The sequence below is a fragment of the Longibacter sp. genome (assembly GCF_051155795.1).
Taxonomy (GTDB): Bacteria; Bacteroidota; Rhodothermia; order Rhodothermales; family Salinibacteraceae; genus Longibacter.
On the sequence record NZ_DAXETW010000181.1, the window covers coordinates 1 to 17,721 of the forward strand.

Sequence of the window (17,721 nt, forward strand, 5' to 3'; positions counted from 1 at the left end):
AGAACATCGCTTTAGTTTTCCCCGAAATCAGCATGGACTGATGTCAATCCCAGATTATCCTTTTGTAAACGGATTCCTTTAAACAGGATCTTTACCATGGTTGAGCGGCGTGCTCTTACTATACGACCGTGTTGCTAACGGCATCATGAAGCTATCCGGCGTTTCCGCACGTCATCAGCCGCGACGCCTTCAACGCCCGTCGACATCTCTTCCGACATCGGATGGATGGTTGATGGACGGAGGGCCCCGGCCCCATCGACCTACAGCTTGGACGTGTACCGAGCGAGGCCGCTGCTCATGCTCGCCCGCGTCCCAGACGGCTGCGCCCGGCAAAGCAGCGCTCCGATAAGCAGCATGTCATTAGACAAGCAGCATGTAAACTGCACGTTGGCATCACACGGCCTCTTTATAAACACACCTACACCCCTCGATATGAAGCTTACGGCTACACGGTGGCTATCGCTGATATGCCTCCTTCTCGTGCTTCCCGCGGCTCCCGCGTTCGGGCAGAGCACGACGGCGTCGATCACCGGTACGGTGGTTGACGACACCGGAGAACTCATCCCCGGAGCGAACGTCGTCGCCATCCACCAGCCCACCGGTACGCAGTACGGAACGGCAACGAACGCTCAGGGTCGCTACTCGATTCTCAATATGCGCGTAGGAGGTCCCTACATCGTACGCGCTTCGTTTGTCGGGTACCAGTCGGTCGAAAGGACCGGCGTGACGCTCGAGCTGAACGAGAAGGCGACCATTGGATTCCAGCTGCGCCCGAAGACGGAAGAGATGGAGGGCGTGGAAGTGATCGCCGAACGAGAAGGCGTTATTAACGCGAACCGGACCGGTGCGGCAACCAACATCCGCCAGGAGCAGATCGATGCGCTTCCGTCGATCAGCCGCAGCATCACGGACTTCGCGCGCCTGACCCCGCAGTACACGGGCGGCGGAAGCCTTGCCGGCAACAACGATCGGTACAACAGCATCTCGATCGACGGTGCGACGCTGGACGACGTCTTCGGTCTCGGCGACGCCGTGCCGGGCAGTCAGGCCGGAACGCAGCCGATCAGCCTCGACGCGATCGAGGAGTTTCAGATCGACATTGCCCCGTATGACGTTCGTAAGAGCGGCTTTACCGGTGGACAGATCAACGCGGTCACGAAGAGCGGCACCAACGAATTTGACGGCCTGGTTCGCTACTTCGGTCGGAATGAAAATTTCACCGGCGATCTCGATGGGGAAGGGACGGGCGCTTTCAGCCGTCAGTACTTCATCGGTAACATCGGCGGCCCCATCATCGAAGATGAGCTCTTCTTCTTCGTCAACGCGGAGTATGTGACACAGAAGAATCCGCTGAACACCGGCGTCGGGCCCGGGCCCAACAACTTCCAGATTCCAAACGCGGACACGGAAGCCTATCTGAACGACGTTGCGGACATCACGCAGAACGTCTATGGCTACAACCCGGGTGGAACGAGCCGGCTGTCGCAGATTCAGGACAGCTACAAGGTGCTTGCGAAGCTGGACTGGAACCTGAACGACAACAATCGCCTGACGCTTCGCCACAATTATGTGCGCGGACTGGATGACGCGGGGATCGGTCGCGACGAGGACAGCTTCGGATTCAGCAGCCGTCAGTACCAGTTCACGAGCATCCAGAATTCTACGGTTCTGCAGCTCAACACGACGCTGGGCGATAACATGTACAACGAAGCCCGCGTGGTCTACACCCGCATTCGCGACAGCCGCGACATCGGCAACGAAGCCTTCGCCGACGTGCTGATCGAAGCGGACAGCGACGGGGAGATCGAGCTCGGGCCGGGCCGGTTCAACCAGGCGAACCAGCTCGACCAGGATCTCGTCGAGATTACGAATGACTTCTCGTACATCCGCGGGAATCACACCTTCACGCTGGGGACCAGCAATCAGATCTGGCGCTTCAGCAACCTCTTCATCCAGGACTTCTACGGTCAGTTCGAGTTTGAGGACCTGGAAGGGGAGAACGAGACCATTTCGGCGCTTGAAGCCTACCGCCGCGGTCAGCCGACCCGGTATCGCTTCAGCTACGCCACGCCGGCGGCCGGTACGGAGAAGCCGCTTGCCGAGTTTACGGCCTTTCAGGTCGGGCTCTACGCACAGGACGAGTGGCAGGTGCGCGACGATCTGCGCCTGACGTTCGGTCTGCGTGCCGACGTGCCGATCGTCCCGGATGAGCCGACCTTCAACCAGACGGCCTTCGAGGCCTTCGGCGTCAATACCTCGAGCATCGCTACGGGCAACCCGCTCTGGTCGCCACGCCTCGGCTTCAACTTCCAGCGGGACCTGCTCGGGAACGACCTCGAGACGCAGGTTCGCGGTGGCGTCGGTCTCTTTGCCGGTGACCCGCCGTTCGTCTGGGTGTCGAACCAGTTCAGCAATAGCGGTGCGGACTTCTTCCGCATCGACCAGGGGTTCTCCTACGATGACTACTACGGCTCCGGTGCCCCGAGCGACGGTCTCCGCTTCGTACCGGAGGATCTCGCCGGTCAGAGCATTCGAGACCAGCTTCCGCGCGCCGGCGATAATGACCTGATCACGCCCGTTGCAACGACGGAGATCAACGTTATCGAGAACGACTTCAAGTACCCGCAGGTCTTCCGGACCAATCTGGCAATCGACCAGCAGCTGCCGAACGGTTTCTCCGTCACGCTCGAAGGTCTGTACTCAAACACCGTGAACGGCGTCGCCTTCACGAACCTGAACCTTCGTCAGACGGGCGAGTCGCGGTATGGTCGCCCGATTTACGACGAGGACGTGAGCAACCGGTTCACGAATGCGCTGCTCCTCAGAAATACGAACAAGGGGTATTCGTACAGCGGAACGATTCAGCTTCAGCGCCAGGTGCGTGAGGGGCTGAGCGGGTCGCTCTCGTACACGATCAACGAAGCCCGTTCGGTGAACACCGGCTCGTCCAGCCGCGCCATCTCGAACTGGCAGTTCAACGAGAACGTGGACGTCAACAACGCAGGGCTCGGACGCACGGATCAGGCGCTACGTCACCGCATTCTGGGTACGCTGAATTACCGGATTGAGTATCTCGACCGGTTCGCTACGACGATTGGAGTGATCTACGACGGTCGCTCGGGTCAGCCGTTCAGCTGGATCTACGATGGCAATGCCAACGCCGACACGCGGGACGACAACGACCTCGTGTACGTGCCGGCCTCCGAGGATGAGATCGTTCTCGCCTCCAACAACTGGGAGTCGATGAATGCCTTCATCAACGCCTGGGACGGCCTGTCCGACTACCGCGGTGAGTTCACGAAGCGCAACATCGACATCGGCCCGTGGAACCACCAGATCGACCTGCAGATCTCGCAGAACATCGTCACCTACCAGAAGCAGAAGCTGGAAATTACGGCGACGATGGAGAACGTGCTGAACTGGCTGAACGACGACTGGGGCCGCCAGCGGTTCGTGAGCTTCCAGAATGCGTTCGCCTGGGACTTCCAGCAGTACGTGAATCCGGAAGACGTCGGAACGGAAATCGGCGGTCAGATCATCACGGAGGACGACCTCGGCAAGCCGGTTGTTAGCTTCGACGAGGAGAACCTTCAGGAAACGGCATCCGACGAGCTGTTCCAGACGTCGAACATCGCCTCTCGCTGGCAGGTGCAGCTGGGACTGCGCTACACGTTCTAGCCCGCATGCCGCTCTCGGCACCGCCGGTCGGTTTTGTCGGCCGGCGGTTGCCCGGAGTGCGCCCGCATTGCAGGTCCCGCCTGCGTCTCCAGACTCTTGGTTTTAAGATTTCTACGACATCATGTATCGACTCCAACACGCACTGCCCACTGCGATCATGCTCGCAGTGCTGTTCGTCGCGACCGCTTGCGACAGCGGCACCTCGCCGGAGCAGTTGAGCAACACGACCGACCCGACGGTCATCACCTTCGCCGGCTCGGAAACCAGCGTTTCCGAGCGTGACACCACAGTGACGGTTACCGTCGAAGTTCAGAACCCCGGCGACAGCGAGGTCAGCGCCGAGCTCCTCTACGCGGCCGGCGCAAGTTCGGCAACCATCGACGATTTCAATATCGACGATGCAGCGGCCGTCAATGACGATGAAACGGCCTACGTCCTCTCAACCATCACCTTTCCCGCGGGAGCCGAAGACGGTGCCCAGCAGTCATTCACGTACACGCTCACCGACGACCAGGATGAGCCGGAAGCCGAGGTCGGCGTCTTTGCCCTGCAGAAGGTGACCGGTGCGCTCGTCGGCGGGCAGACGTTCCGCGTGAATATCGCTGCGGAAGGGACGGTCCGCCTCTTCGAAGCGGACTTCAGCGACGAAACGCTCGATCCGTTCACAACCTACAGCGTCGCCACGATGGGCACGGCGTCCGAGTGGGAGATCAACGATCCGAGCCAGAGCGACATTGCGCCCCTCGCCGAAGCGAATGCCTTCGAAAGCCCGCAGGCGGCGAACGACTGGCTCATCACGCCTGCTCTCAACCTCGAAGGCTTCGACGGTGCCACGCTCAACTTCGTCAATGCAAAGAACTTCGACGACGGCGGCATCGAGCAGGGACTGCTCGTGAAAGTGTCAACCGACTACACCGGAAGCGGAAACCCGGAAGACGCGACCTGGACCGAAGTCACGGAGCAGGGCACGTACTCGACGGGCGGCTATGAAGAAGTCGCGTCCGGAGATGTAGATCTGGGTGACTTCGTTGGCAACGCAGAGGTTTACGTGGCCTTCCAGTACATCTCCAGCGGCACCGGTCCCGGTACCACTGAACTGTGGCGCGTGGACAACGTCGCCGTCGACGCGGAGGAGTAAGGCGCTCGCGCCCACTCCGCCACGGGCCGGCTCCGACGAACGGGGCCGGCCCACTGTGGCGCCTTCTCGCTTCCCCTTATTGTGATCCCCAATTTCTATGCTTACCCACTACACACGCGCCTTTGTGCTGCTTGCAGCGCTCGCTATCTTCGCAGGATGCGACAGCGCCAGCGTCCCGAACGACGTCGGCTCCAGTTCGACGGTTTCCTTCACCTCCGCCGCCGTTGACACGACGGAGGATGCCGGCAGCGTGACCTTCTCGGTCACCGTGAATGACCCCGGATTTAAGGCGTTTAGCGTCGAACTCGTCCGCACCGGCGGTTCGCTCAGTACCAGCGACATCGACGCGCCGGACACGATGACGATCGAATTTCCGGAAAGCGTAACGTCCGGTGAGACTCGCAGCTTCGAGATCGAGATCGATGACGACGACTTCTTCGACGAAGGCGATGAAACCATCACATACGAGCTGCAGGACGGCAACGGCGTGAGTATTGGCGATACGCCAGCCTTCACGTTGACCGTGGAAGACGATGACACGATCCCGGCCGACGACCAGGGCGCCGAGTCGATCGACAATGCTCGCGCGCAGGCCCTTGATGCAGACGTCATTGTTCGCGGCATTGTGACCCGAAAAGATGGCAGCAATATCTTCATCCAGGACGACAGCGGCCCGACCGGTGCCAGTGGCATCGTGGTCCGTGACGAAGATCTTGCCGATGCGTACGATGCCGGCGCCATCCAGCCCGGTGACCGCATCCACGCGGTAGGCGAGCTTGGCGCCTTCTCCGGTCTGCTGCAGGTGTCCGGCGACGTTCGCTTCTACGAACTGGAGCGAGACAGCTACGACACGCCCGCTCCCCAGGCCGTGACCGTTGACGACCTGTTGAACGGCGGGGCGGAAGACTACGAGTCTGAGCTCATCACGATTACCGATCTGACGGTTGACAGTGACGGCTCCTCGGAGTTTGAGGCGGATACGAACTACGACGCGTCGGATCCTTCGACCTCGAGCAACGTCACGCTCCGCGTCATTGACGACTCGTTTTACGTCGGCGAGTCCATTCCCTCCAATGCGGTGACGTACACCGGCATCGTCGGCCAGTTTAACTTCGGCTTCGGCGGCGCACGCCAACCGGATACCGGCTACCAGCTCCAACCGATCCTGGACGGCGACCTCGAGTAGAGGTCGGTGGCCCAGACGGCGACCTCGCAGTACGTGGCGTCAACGTGACGTGGGGTCTCAAAGACAAAGCATGCGTCCGTGAGACTGCGTGGCACGACGACCCGATGACTCGGCATTCGCGTCCGGCCTGAATCAGAACGGCAGGGGTGGTTCTTCGCGAACCATCCCTGTTTCTGGTTTGGGGGTCCGTCTCGCTCTTGTCTATCTTTAGAAATATTGTTGTGACCTACCCGTCCGTTTTTCTTTTTCCGCTCCCGCACATGCGTCGGTCTCCCTGGATTCTCCTCCTGGTCGTCAGCCTGCTTGTCGCCGGCCTCCCCGCAGCGCCGGCGTCGGCCCAAACAACCATCGCTGATGCTCGCGATCAGGGGGACGGTTCCACAGTGACGGTGGAGGGAGTTGTGACCCGCGCTCTGGGCGACTTCGTCCGCTTTCAGGACACAAGCGGTCCCACCGGTGCCAGTGGGCTCGTCGTGCGCCAGACCAGCGGCGCCTTCAATAACGACGTGCAGGACGGCACGATCACGCGAGGGACCCAGATTCGCGTGGAGGGCACGCTCTCAACCTTCAACGGGCTCCTCCAGATCAACGAGGACGACCTCGCGAGCTACACCGTGCTCGGCCCGGCGACCGTTCCCGACCCGCAGTCGGTGACGCTCTCCGATCTCCGAACCGACGGGGAGGATTACGAAAGCGAACTTGTCTCGATCTCCGACCTCGAACTGCTGGATGACGTGGATTCCTTCAGCGGCGACGTCACCTACGAGGTCGTCGAAGCGGGACAGACGAATCCGTTCGATCTGCGCGTGCAAAGCTCGGATGAGAGCGAGGTGGGCGGGACGCCGGCACCGCCGACGACCTTCGACTACGTCGGCGTGGTCGGGCAATTCGACCGCAACAACTCCACGACGACCGGCTACCAGCTCATCCCCGTCCTGCGCTCCGACATCCAAGGAGCCGTCTTCTTCAGCTTCGCCCGGGCATACAACGTTTCCCTTGAAGGGGACGGCACCACCACCATAACGGTCCAGGCCCAGAACGTTAAGGATGGCGAGTCGGTCTCTGTGAGCATCGACGCCTCGGGAAGCGGCACGGCGGATATGTCCACCGACGTGTCGTCCATAAACCCCTCCACGCTTACCTTCAACGACGCCGACCCGGCCCCGCAGAGCGTGACGCTCACGCTCACAGACGACGGCGTCACCGAAGGGGTGGAGTACCTGCAGCTCACCCTGACATCCAGCGACGGCCCGAGCGGAGGCACCTTCACGCAGTGGATTCTGGATGATGCCACGTCCCAGGGACCGATCGCCGAAGGGGAGGAGGGCTCCGGTTTGATCACGCAACTGGAGTCGACGTACGGCGGCGCGGAAACGCTTGACTACGACGGGGGCGCCCGCGACACGCTCTTTGCCGTGGTGTACGGCGCGCAGGATGACTCTCTGCGCACCGTCTACAGCGATTACAGCAAGTTCATTCCGTCGGACGCCGACCCGACCATCGCCGCATGCAATTTCGACCCGAGCACGTGCACCGAGTCGGATGACATCAACACCGAGCACGCCTGGCCGCAAAGCCTGGGCTCCAGCGAAGAGCCGGCGCGAGGGGACATGCACATTCTCTTTCCTGCGCGCGGTGACGTGAACGGGGATCGTCTGACCTATCCGTTCGCCGAAATCGACGATGCGGATGCCGACCGGTGGTACCTGCGGGACGCGTCCCGGACGACCCCTCCTGCGAATTCGGACCTCTGGAGCAAAGTCGACACCGACAACCAACGCTTTGAGCCGCGTTCGGGCGTGAAAGGCGACATCGCCCGCGCGATTCTGTACTTCGTCACGATGTACCCGGATCGGGCCGACCTTGACTTCTTCCGGACGCAGAAGTCCACCATGCTGCAGTGGCATGCGGACGATCCGGTGGACGCAGACGAGATGCGCCGAAACGTCCTGCAGGCGAGCTATCAGGAGAATCGACTGAATCCATACGTCGTCGACCCGACACTGGCGGACCGCGCGTTCGGGGTGGTCGGGGCACCGACAGACATTGTGGCCGCGCCGGGATCGGACAACGTTCAGCTCCGCTGGACCGAACCGCTGAGCGGCGAGGTCGTCGGCTACAACGTATATCGAAGCACGGAGGACTTCACGGCGACGGGTGACGCGCAGCAAGTGAACACGGGCGGCCCCGTCTCCGCGACGTCGTTCACCGACTCCGACGTGCAGGTCGGCGGCACGTACGTGTACCGCGTGACGGCGGTCGACGACCAGGGCACGGAGAGCAACCTGTCCGCCTCCGCGGATGCCGTCGTGTACCCGTCAATGATTCCGGTCGCCATTGATCGATCGTTCGGCGACGTAACTCAGGGCACGAGCTACCGCCTGGTCGCGCTTCCGGGGAACGTCGATGCGGCCGTCGGAAGCAACCTCGGCGAGCCCGGAACGGACTGGACCGCACTCTGGGACGATGGTTCGGACAGCGATTTTCTCGTCCGGTTCGACGGGTCGGACACCTTCCGTTTCCAGCCCGGTCGCGGCTTCTGGCTGTTGAGCAACTCGAACTGGACGGTGGATGAATCCATCGCAACCGTGCGGCTGTCGAGTCAAGAGGTCACGATTCCGCTGCACGACGGGTGGAACATTATCTCGAATCCTCTGCCCGTCGGGCTCATCTGGTCGGACGTCTCGGCTGCGAATGGCGGCAATCTGCAGCCCGTGTGGGCGTGGGACGGTGCCTTCCAGGAGGCCGTGACCTTCCGCTCGGCACAGAGCGGCGAGGCGTTCTATTTCCTGAACGACGGTGGTCTCTCGGAACTGACGCTGCCCCTCTCGGCAGCAGATCTGTCCGAAAGCGCCGATGCACGGTCGAACCTAGTAGCGGATGCGTCCCGCTTTGCGCTCGAGGCCGAGTTGGATGGTTTCACCTCCCGGGTCGCATTGGGAGAGTCGCCGGATGCAGAACGCGGACGCGATCCGCTGGACGTGGTCGCACCGCCGCAAACCGGCTTTGCCACCGTCAGCCTCCGCATTGCCGCGGATGGACCGGAGCGCCAGCAATATCTTGCACGCGACATCCGGGCCCCGAGCGAAGACGGGCATCGGTACACAATCGTGCTGGCGTCCCCCGGGGACGAGGCGGTCACGCTTCGCGCCACCGGGCTGCCGGAAGGGCCGGACGCAGCAGCCGTCCTCGTGAATGGCGCCACTGGCGAACGGCACACGCTGACGGGCGACCCGCTGCGGGTGACGCCCTCCACCGAGCGGTCGACGTACCGCCTGCTGCTCGGCAAAGCATCGTTTACGGGTGCCAAGGATGCGACCGCCGACGAGCTCCTAATCGAGAAGCCGGCGCCCAATCCGTTCCGCGACCGGACCACACTTCGCTACACCCTTCCGGAGGCACAGGATGTGACGATTCGCGTTTACGATCTTCTCGGACGTCGTCTGCTCACCCTGGTCGACGGCCGGCAGGCCAGTGGCCCGCACTCGGTCCAGTGGGGCGGCACGGATGCCAGCGGCGCCCCCATCGCGAGTGGCATGTACTTCGTTCGGATGAGCGTCGGCGACCGGCGCGTCGTTCATAAGGTCGTGCACGTTCGATAGCACCGGCCCCTCCGTCCATTTTACGCCCTCCGTCGATTCTCAGATTTATGAACATGCTGCTTCGAGCTGTACACCGCACCTTCATGCTCCCGCGACTCGTTCTGGTCATCGTCCTCGCTGCCCTCCTCGTGCCGGTGACTGGGTGCGACGGTGGTGGGGAAAATGATACGCCGCCGCCACCGTCCCCCGTCCGCCTGAGTGCGGAGCAGGTCTCGGCGGGCATCTCGCTGACGTGGGACTCGAACGCACCGGGTGAAACCGACGGCTACAACGTGTACCGGGCGACCGATGCCGAGGCGACAGCAGACGGCACCCCCCTGAACGGATCGCCGGTGTCCGACCTCTCGTTTGTCGACGATACGGTAGCGGACGGAATGGTTTACAGTTATGCGGTGACCTCGGTCGGCCCTGGAGGCGAAAGCCGGGCCTCCTCCGCGATCACGGTGCGGTACTTCCCGGACCCGCCCACACGTCCTTGAGCATGCCGGGCGAGCGGGTCGTCCGTTCGGGCCGTCAAACAGAGTCCCAGGTGCGGCATCCTCCACCCGGTGGGTGCCGCTCTTTATTTTTCGTGGACGTGCGCCGGCGCCTACACCGTGGCAGAGGGCTTCCCGACCTTTCGCATTGATGAGCCGGGCTGAGGCGGCATGCAGGAATAGAAAAGGCCGCCTCGCACACGGCGAGACGGCCTCCATACGCAAAATTACGGTTGCCTCACTCCTCTGAGGTCTCCGTACGGTCTGGCCCGACGCTCTCCTCGATGAGATCGAAGATGCGGCGGTATTCGTCGGTCCAGCTCGACGGCTCGGTAAACGAGTGCGGCTCCACGGGGTAAAGCGCGAGCTCCCAGTCCTCCTTTCCGAGTTCGATCAGGCGCTGCGTCAGGCGGAAGATGTCCTGCGGCTGAACGTTGGTGTCGATCAGGCCGTGCGGCATCAGCAGCGGGTCCTCCAGACCCTCGGCGAAGTAGATCGGGGATGAGCGGGCGTATGCGAGGGAGTCCGTCGCCGGCGTGTTCAGGATGTTCGACGTGTAGATGTCGTTGTAGTGCGCCCAGTCCGTGACGGAACGCAGGGCCGCGCCGCCGCCGAAGGAATCCGGCGCGGTGAAGAGGCCCATCAACGTCATGAAGCCGCCGTACGAGCCGCCGTAAATGAACGTGCGTTCCGAGTCGATGTCGAACGTATCGGACAGGTAGGCGGAGCCGTCAACGTAGTCGCCGAGATCACGCCCTCCCATGTGCCGGTAGATGGCCGTCCGCCAGTCGCGTCCGTAGCCCGCCGAGCCACGGTAGTCGATGTCGATCACCGTGTAGCCGAGATCCGCGAGCATGTTGTGAAACATCATCTCCCGGAAATAATACGGCCAGCCTTTGATCACATTTTGCGTGTAGCCGGCGCCGTGGACGAACATAACCGCGGCACCATTCGGATTGCCCGGACGGTAGAGGTGGGCCGGCACGTCGACCCCGTCGGAAGCTTCGAAGGTGATGATTTCGGGGTCGCGCCAGTCGTAGGCCAGCCACTCGTCCGTCGGCGACGTGGTGACGCGCTCCGCCTCCGCCGTTTCCGATCGATCCTGCACGTAGACGTCCGGGGGGCGATTGCTGTACTCGTACAGGCTTGCCAGTCGATCGGTGGGGGAGGGCGGCGTAAAGTACTGCCCGTCCCGCCGCGTCAGCCGCGTCCGCTCCCCGCCGGAGGCGTCCATCCGGTAGACGTGGAGCTGGTGGGCGGAGTACTCGGTCGACTGAAACGTCCAGGTCGAGCCGTCTTTTGAGAGGCGTGGGTCGGAGACCTCGAACGCGCCGTCCGTGAGTTGCGTGACGTCGCCAGATGCGACGTTGACGGTGTACAGGTGGCTCCATCCGGTTCGCTCGCTCTGAAAGTACACGGTGACCCCGTCCGGCATCCACCCAATCGTTCCCGGGCCGCCGTACGAACCGATCCCCGGTCCGCCGATCCAGGCATCGTCTTCCTGACGATCGAGCACCGTCAGGTCACCGCTCTGCGGGTCGAGTTGGGCGATCCAGCGATCCTTGTTGTCATCCGCGCGCACCACGATGACAGCTTCGCTGCCATCGGCATTCCAGTATGGACCGTACGCGTAGAGCGACCGCTTCGCCTGCGAGGAGTCCAGTTCGACGCCATTCTCCTGCTGATAGGCCGGGACGTCGTATGCTCCCGGTAGCTGGTGCAGGTCGATGCTGTACGTGGTGTCACGTTCGACGTCCTGAACGTAGAACGTCACGTCATCCGGCTGAATGCCGACCTTTGGGCGCGCATCCAGCGCTTCGGCAAAGCCCGATTCGGTGACGTAGTCCGCCACGAGCGTTTCGTCCCCATTCGACACGTCCTCTCGCACGACGAACGAGACGAACCGTCCGGACGGGTCGATCTGTAGCTGACGAACCGCACCGTCGCCGTAGTAAAAGGTTGGCGGGTCGTTATCTGCTGCACGCTCCCGCTCGCGCGCCGCCTCGGCCTTCTGCTCTTTTTCCTGCTCCTCCCGAATTGTTTCGAAAAGCGCGGTCTGCTGCTCGTAGAGAAACGTCTCCTGGGCGGTCGTGTCCGGCTCCGGATCGCGTCCCGGCCGAAGGTCGGTCAGCTGACGGGTTAGACCGGTCGAAAGCGACAGGGCGAAGAGCGCGTTGTCTCTCCGGTAAATCACCCGCTCTCCGTCGGGGGAGAAGCGGGCTGCCGACTCGCGAGCGGGCGTGTCGGTGAGCCGCGTGATTCGGTCGTCATCCCGATGGTAGAGGTACAGATCGCCCTCGTGGTCGTACACTTTCCGCTCGCGCGCCCGGTCGTAGACGTGTTCGCCGTGGTGCCATCCCGAAAAGGTCGGCGGGGCGCTTCGACGTTCCTCCGGGGACACCTTCACTGGTCCGTCGCCGGTCTCTACGTCGTATGCGAACAGGGAGTCGGACGGGAATTCGCCCTTCGGATTCCAGTCGAAGTACAGCGTCCGGCCGTTCTCATGCCATCGGAGATTCTCGGGCCAGTCGCCGATCCAGGTCTCTGGATCCTGCATGATCTGCTCGACCGATAGCGTCGAGGTCGGAGGGTCGGCATCGGTGGCCGGTTGGGCAAACGTGAACGTCCCGCTGAGAAGGACGAGGGTGCAGAGAGAGGTGAGGAAGCGCATACCGGGGAGGGAAGTGAACGAGGCCGATGGATGGCCGGATTGGTTGTCAGGATAACCACCCGGCCCGGTCAAACATACGAGGACACGGCATCGGTGACAACCGTTGCCGCACCGTTTGCGGATCTGATCGCCCGCTCGTAACAATACGCCGGTCCGGTCCGTGTTGCCGGTGAACGAAGACAGAAAATGCCACCGATGAGACAACTCACACTCCTTGTTCGAGCAGTGATCGGCCATGTTCGGCGTCTCCCGGTCGAAGCCGTTATCTGGACTGTTGGACTGACGGTCATGGCGGCGATGGACCCGGCAGCAGATGGCGACACGTGGTGTTTGTTTGCTCGTACGGGCATCGAATGGTGTCCCGGCTGCGGACTCGGGCACTCGATCGCCCACCTGGCTCGGGGGGAGTGGAGTGCTTCGTTCGCCGCACACCCGCTCGGCGGTGTCGTGGTTGTCAGCCTCGTCGTTCGCGTACTGAATCTGCTTCGTGGCGCGTACGGTGCCCGGCCGGGATTCGCGCGCAGCTATCGACGCTGACGGATCGACGGCGTTCAACGCTTGTCACCTCACGTACGATCTTTCTAACAGCCTCCGCCCACCATGTCGAAAGTCCTCAAGTATCTTCCGGAAGTGGAAGGCGACGAGCAGGTCTACGTCGCTCAGATCATCAAGCAGATGAGCGATGAGCAGGCGCTTCAGTTCGCTAACCTGTACCGCGCACGCCGTCGCGAGCCGATGACCGTCCTGTTGATGAACCTGTTCGGCTTCGTCGCGATCGCCGGTGTCCACCGGTTTTACCTTGGGCAGATCGGCATGGGGCTCCTCTACCTGATCACGGGTGGCTTCTGCCTGATCGGGACGGTGATCGACTGCTTCCGCTACGAATCGCTCTCGTTCAACTTTAACCAGGCGAAAGCGCAGGAGTGCGCGCGGATCGTGATGGATACGATGCCGGAAGCGCCAAACCACCCGGGTGACCCGGAAACGACTCCGTAGGGACACGACATGTCAGAGCACAATGAAAAAGCCGGCCTGCTCCATGAAAGGAGCGGACCGGCTTCCTATTTTTGAGACGAGCGCGATGGGTTGGGTTGTATCGCGGGGTCAATTCGACTGAATCCTGAGCTTCTGGCCCGGGTAGATCTGGCTTCCCCGCAGCTGATTGATCATGCGAAGCTGTCCGACGGAGGTGCCGTAGCTCTGGGCGATCGTGCTCAGCGTGTCACCGCGCTGGACCGTGTAGATGATCGGGCGGTCACCGGCATCACGGATATCGAGGGTCTGCCCGGGATAGATGCGCGATCCGCGCAGGTCGTTCCACGAGCGTAATTCCTGAACGGACACGCCGTGCAAGCGAGCGATCCGGTCGAGCGAATCGCCGCGGCGAACCGTGTACGTGGTCGAGCCGGCCTCCGGAGGCGCCATGCGAAGCGTCTGACCCGGGTGAATGCGCGAGGACCCAAGGCGATTCCACTGCTTCAGGTCGCGAAGGCGGACGCCGTGACGGGACGCGATCGCCGACAGGTTGTCGCCCCGGCGGACGGTCACGGTAGTCGGCGTCCCGGAGGACGTTTCTGCAGTGCCATCGCCTGCCGGTTCGGTCGTGGCAGGTGCATCGCCTGACGCTTCAGACGAGGACGCGTCGGAGTCGGACGGCCCGGCGGCCGCCACCGTTTGAGACGACGTCGTCTCGTGGGACGAGCTTTCCGCGGAGGCCGTTCGAACCGGTGTCTGCTGTTCCCGGTCCGGTGAGCGCTGCAGGCCGCGATCCGTGATCACGATGCGATCGAGGGGGCGGACCGGCGGGGCCGCGCTGTACTGCACGCGCATCGGCTGCTGCGGGCTCGCGTTCTCGATGGCGCTCTCGTACTGCCGCACGGGCACCACCAGGTTCTGACCTACCCGAATCATGGAGCCGCGGATGCCATTGGTACGTCGCAGACGACCGGTGGACGTGCCGAACCGATCCGCGATTTCCGAAAGCGTGTCGCCGGATCGGACGCGGTAGCTGGTAGCCGGTCGCTTCTTCGAATCGGGAAGATCCGCGTAGCCCCAGGCGAAGGTGGGATAGCTGCCGAGGGGGATCCGGATATAGTATTTCTGTCGAGAGGGCGGAAGCGTGCGCTGCCGGAGCTCCGGGTTGAGCGCCCGGATGACGTCTGCATCCGTCTCCGCAAGCTCGGCGATCTCGTGCACGGTCAGCATCGAGCCATGGACGGCGACGTAGTCGTAGGCATAGGCCGGAGCGGCTTTCGGCGCCTCGATGCCGTGCGCCTCCGGCTGCGCGGCGAGGATCGTCGCCGCGATAAACATCGGGACGTAGCCGCGGGTCTCGCGCGGGAGGCGGTCGTAAATCTCCCAGTAGCCGGGATCCTGAATATTCTCGTACCGCTCGGTTCTGCGAATGGCCCGCCGGACGCAGCCCTCGCCGCAGTTGTACGCCGCGAGAACGAGGTGCCAGTCGCCGAGCGAGTCGTAGAGGTCGCCCAGGTGCCGGGCGGCTGCCCGGGTTGCCTTCTCCGGGTCCCGGCGTTCGTCGATCCAGCCGTCCACCTTCAGGTCGTACATCCGACCCGTCCCGCGCATAAACTGCCACATGCCGACGGCCCCGGCCCAGCTACGCGCTCGCGGATTCAGGCCGCTCTCGATCATGGCCAGGTAGCGAAGCTCGTGAGGAACGTCTTCCTCGGCCAGGATGTGATCGATCATCGGACCGTACGTCTGTTCCCGTTGCAGCCACCCGTTGACGTGTTTGTCGGGGTCGCGCTTCAAGTAGTCAAGGCTTTGCTTGACGAGCCGGTTCATCGTCAGCGGGATGACCGTCTCGATGTTTTCGATCGCCTCGGGCGCCATGACGTCCTCGAGCAGCGGTTCGTTCACGCGCTCCAGCGACGCGAAGAGCCCGGCGCGGACGGAAAAGATATCGCCCTGGGCCGTCTTCATCGAGTCGACCGGTCCGTCGTATCGGTGGTACCGGCGATACTCCGTCGTGAGGCCGCGGTAGACGTCGCGAACGGCGTCTTGCTCGATGACCGTCGGGTCGCGGTCCAGGAGGCGCGCCAGTTCGCCCATGGCCTGATCCAGGAGGTGACCGGTGTGTACGCTGTCTTCCGCCGTGCTATCCGGCGCGGCGAGAATTCGGGCCTCCAGCGTGTAGAGACGGCGAACCTGCTCTGCGATCGGGGTCGTCTTCTCCGATAACGTGTCGGCCTCGGCCACCGTCTCTTCCTCGGGCGGCTCGTCTTCGTCGGAGCCCATCAGCGATTGAACCGTGGAGCACCCGGTAAGGAGAACGGCGAGGCAGAGAAGCGATAGGGGAAGACGAAGAAATCCCGGCATAAGGAGATACGGGTGAAGCGTGCGTGGGGAGTCGCGCGTGGTTCCCCGTCAAGGCGCAAAAATCAGGCGGCGCTTCGGGGGATCCGTTTAGTAAAGGCAAGATCGGGCGGAAAGTCACGCACTTTCGCGCTCGACGGCACATTTTTTAGAAAAGCGACGACCGGCGCCATGATTGGAGGCCGCCTTGCCCTTTGCAGTGTGAGACAGGAGATCGCTTCGATGTCTCAGCTCCGTGACACTACGCGGTGGCTGCGCCGCCCCGCGCGCGACGCGAGAGCGAGCTTGCCTCGATGAAGAGGTACTTCACCTCCGGATGCAGCTCGCGGACGCCGCGCTCCAGGCGGTCCACGGCAGACTCCACCTCGCCCGTCGACAGCCCGTCGCTAAACTCCAGGTCCATGTTGAGGACAAGCGTGTTCGGACCCATGTGCACGGTCAGGATGCGACCGACGGCCACCACCGCGTCGTCCTGATCCGCCAGATGACGGACGGACGTGCGGATGGCAGGATCCGCCGCCTCGCCAATCAGCAGCTTCTTGCTCTCCCAGATCAGGAAAACGGCCACGCCGCAAAGAATCAGCCCGATGACGATCGATGCGATGCCGTCAATCACGGGCATCTGGAGCGCGGACGCCAGGTGCACGCCCAGGAGTGCGACCACGAGGCCGGCCATCGCTGCGCTGTCCTCAAAGACGACGGTAAACGTGGTCGGGTCTTTGGCTTCTTTAATGGCCGTGAAGAACGGTTTGTCGCCCCGCTGTTTCTTGAACTCCTGCAGCGCGGTTCTCAGCGCGAGGGCCTCAAAGACGATTGCGGCGCTCAGCACAATGGTGTTAAGGGTGAGGCCGGAAATGGTGACACCGGCGACCGTCACGGTTCCGGGTCCCCCATGACCGGGTTCCAGCACGTGCATCAAGCCCTCGTACATCGAAAAGCCGCCCCCGAGGCCGAAGATCAGGACTGCAACGATGAGCGTGTAGAAATAGAGCGACTTCCCATACCCGAACGGGTGTTCTTCATCCGCCGGTCGCTGGCTGCGTTTGATGCCGAGGAGAAGCAGCCCACCGTTTCCCGTGTCGACCAGCGAGTGGATGCCTTCCGCCAGCATCGCGCTGCTGCCACTGATCGCCGCCCCGATAAATTTTGTAACGGCAATGGCCGAGTTGCCGGCGATCGCGGCGTAGATAGCTTTTTTAGACGAAGCCATAAGACGGAGTCATCCGGAAGAAGATACGATCCTTACGATCTTTACATACAAGCGCGAGCCCCCAGTCGAAAGCCGGGCCTGTCTCTTTTTTGGGAAGACGGGCATGGAAAGGGCGAAGGGCGAACGGCGAAGGGCGAAAGGCGAAATGCTAAGGGCGAAGTGTCAAGGGCGAAGTGTCAAGGGCGAAGGGCTAATTGGGGAGTACGGTTTGATGTCTGGGGGGGGGCGGGGCGATGGGAGTCGTTCTGTCTTTCGGTGGCGTTTCTGCCGACGATCTTTCAGTTCGCGCGTCTCGTACCCTCTGAACGGTGGCCCTCCTTTTCTACTGGCAAGATGGATACACCTTGCCTCGGCGACATCGATGACACGTTTTTATATGGGTCATTGGATCGATTCAACGATCGGCGCTGCGTGCGGCGGTGGT

General features: G+C 62.5%; 10 protein-coding genes. 7 read left to right on the top strand and 3 right to left on the bottom strand.

Going from position 1 to position 17,721, the window contains the following annotated elements; all coding sequences use genetic code 11:
• Window positions 1–432: 432 nt before the first annotated feature.
• The 5 genes from ACFCU0_RS16355 to ACFCU0_RS16375 all read left to right on the top strand — a co-directional run bounded on the left by ACFCU0_RS16355 (window position 433) and on the right by ACFCU0_RS16375 (window position 10,083).
• Window positions 433–3,678 carry a TonB-dependent receptor gene (locus tag ACFCU0_RS16355; RefSeq protein WP_434974754.1) on the top strand — a complete coding sequence of 1,082 codons (3,246 nt, stop codon included), beginning with the start codon at window positions 433–435 and terminating at the stop codon, window positions 3,676–3,678.
• A gap of 121 nt (window positions 3,679–3,799) precedes the next feature.
• Complete coding sequence (locus ACFCU0_RS16360) at window positions 3,800–4,816, top strand: choice-of-anchor J domain-containing protein (RefSeq protein WP_434974755.1); 1,017 nt, start codon at window positions 3,800–3,802, stop codon at window positions 4,814–4,816.
• Window positions 4,817–4,913: 97 nt separating this feature from the next.
• Window positions 4,914–6,002 carry a hypothetical protein gene (locus tag ACFCU0_RS16365; protein WP_434974756.1) on the top strand — a complete coding sequence of 363 codons (1,089 nt, stop codon included), beginning with the start codon at window positions 4,914–4,916 and terminating at the stop codon, window positions 6,000–6,002.
• 260 nt (window positions 6,003–6,262) lie between these two features.
• Window positions 6,263–9,604: an endonuclease gene (locus ACFCU0_RS16370; protein WP_434974757.1), complete on the top strand. Its 3,342-nt coding sequence runs from the start codon at window positions 6,263–6,265 to the stop codon at window positions 9,602–9,604.
• A gap of 47 nt (window positions 9,605–9,651) precedes the next feature.
• Window positions 9,652–10,083 carry a fibronectin type III domain-containing protein gene (locus tag ACFCU0_RS16375; RefSeq protein ID WP_434974758.1) on the top strand — a complete coding sequence of 144 codons (432 nt, stop codon included), beginning with the start codon at window positions 9,652–9,654 and terminating at the stop codon, window positions 10,081–10,083.
• Window positions 10,084–10,318: 235 nt separating this feature from the next.
• Here ACFCU0_RS16375 and ACFCU0_RS16380 read toward each other — a convergent pair whose 3' ends face one another.
• Window positions 10,319–12,751 (bottom strand): prolyl oligopeptidase family serine peptidase, encoded by a 2,433-nt coding sequence (locus ACFCU0_RS16380; protein WP_434974759.1) that lies wholly within the window; start codon window positions 12,749–12,751, stop codon window positions 10,319–10,321.
• Window positions 12,752–12,946: 195 nt separating this feature from the next.
• Between ACFCU0_RS16380 and ACFCU0_RS16385 the strand changes: the two genes are divergently transcribed.
• Together ACFCU0_RS16385 and ACFCU0_RS16390 are read left to right on the top strand one after the other, a co-directional pair.
• Window positions 12,947–13,288, top strand: a complete 342-nt coding sequence (locus ACFCU0_RS16385; protein WP_434974760.1) for a DUF2752 domain-containing protein — start codon at window positions 12,947–12,949, stop codon at window positions 13,286–13,288.
• Between the two features lie 63 nt (window positions 13,289–13,351).
• The gene (locus ACFCU0_RS16390) at window positions 13,352–13,747 is read left to right on the top strand and encodes a TM2 domain-containing protein (RefSeq protein WP_434974761.1); all 396 of its coding nucleotides are present in this window, start codon (window positions 13,352–13,354) and stop codon (window positions 13,745–13,747) included.
• A 108-nt stretch (window positions 13,748–13,855) separates the two neighbouring features.
• Here ACFCU0_RS16390 and ACFCU0_RS16395 read toward each other — a convergent pair whose 3' ends face one another.
• Both ACFCU0_RS16395 and ACFCU0_RS16400 read right to left on the bottom strand, forming a co-directional pair.
• Window positions 13,856–16,090 carry a LysM peptidoglycan-binding domain-containing protein gene (locus ACFCU0_RS16395; RefSeq protein WP_434974762.1) on the bottom strand — a complete coding sequence of 745 codons (2,235 nt, stop codon included), beginning with the start codon at window positions 16,088–16,090 and terminating at the stop codon, window positions 13,856–13,858.
• 238 nt (window positions 16,091–16,328) lie between these two features.
• A complete protein-coding gene (locus ACFCU0_RS16400; RefSeq protein ID WP_434974763.1) occupies window positions 16,329–17,297 on the bottom strand; it encodes a cation diffusion facilitator family transporter in 969 nt (322 codons plus the stop codon).
• Window positions 17,298–17,721 lie beyond the last annotated feature (424 nt).

What these genes read in the sequence shown, in the direction of transcription:
- ACFCU0_RS16370 (WP_434974757.1), top strand. Translation starts at nt 6,263, where the DNA reads ATGCGTCGGTCTCCCTGGATTCTCCTCCTGGTCGTCAGCCTGCTTGTC.
- ACFCU0_RS16385 (WP_434974760.1), top strand. Translation starts at nt 12,947, where the DNA reads ATGAGACAACTCACACTCCTTGTTCGAGCAGTGATCGGCCATGTTCGG.
- ACFCU0_RS16360 (WP_434974755.1), top strand. Translation starts at nt 3,800, where the DNA reads ATGTATCGACTCCAACACGCACTGCCCACTGCGATCATGCTCGCAGTG.
- ACFCU0_RS16390 (WP_434974761.1), top strand. Translation starts at nt 13,352, where the DNA reads ATGTCGAAAGTCCTCAAGTATCTTCCGGAAGTGGAAGGCGACGAGCAG.
- ACFCU0_RS16365 (WP_434974756.1), top strand. Translation starts at nt 4,914, where the DNA reads ATGCTTACCCACTACACACGCGCCTTTGTGCTGCTTGCAGCGCTCGCT.
- ACFCU0_RS16355 (WP_434974754.1), top strand. Translation starts at nt 433, where the DNA reads ATGAAGCTTACGGCTACACGGTGGCTATCGCTGATATGCCTCCTTCTC.
- ACFCU0_RS16380 (WP_434974759.1), bottom strand. Translation starts at nt 12,751, where the DNA reads ATGCGCTTCCTCACCTCTCTCTGCACCCTCGTCCTTCTCAGCGGGACG.
- ACFCU0_RS16395 (WP_434974762.1), bottom strand. Translation starts at nt 16,090, where the DNA reads ATGCCGGGATTTCTTCGTCTTCCCCTATCGCTTCTCTGCCTCGCCGTT.
- ACFCU0_RS16400 (WP_434974763.1), bottom strand. Translation starts at nt 17,297, where the DNA reads ATGGCTTCGTCTAAAAAAGCTATCTACGCCGCGATCGCCGGCAACTCG.
- ACFCU0_RS16375 (WP_434974758.1), top strand. Translation starts at nt 9,652, where the DNA reads ATGAACATGCTGCTTCGAGCTGTACACCGCACCTTCATGCTCCCGCGA.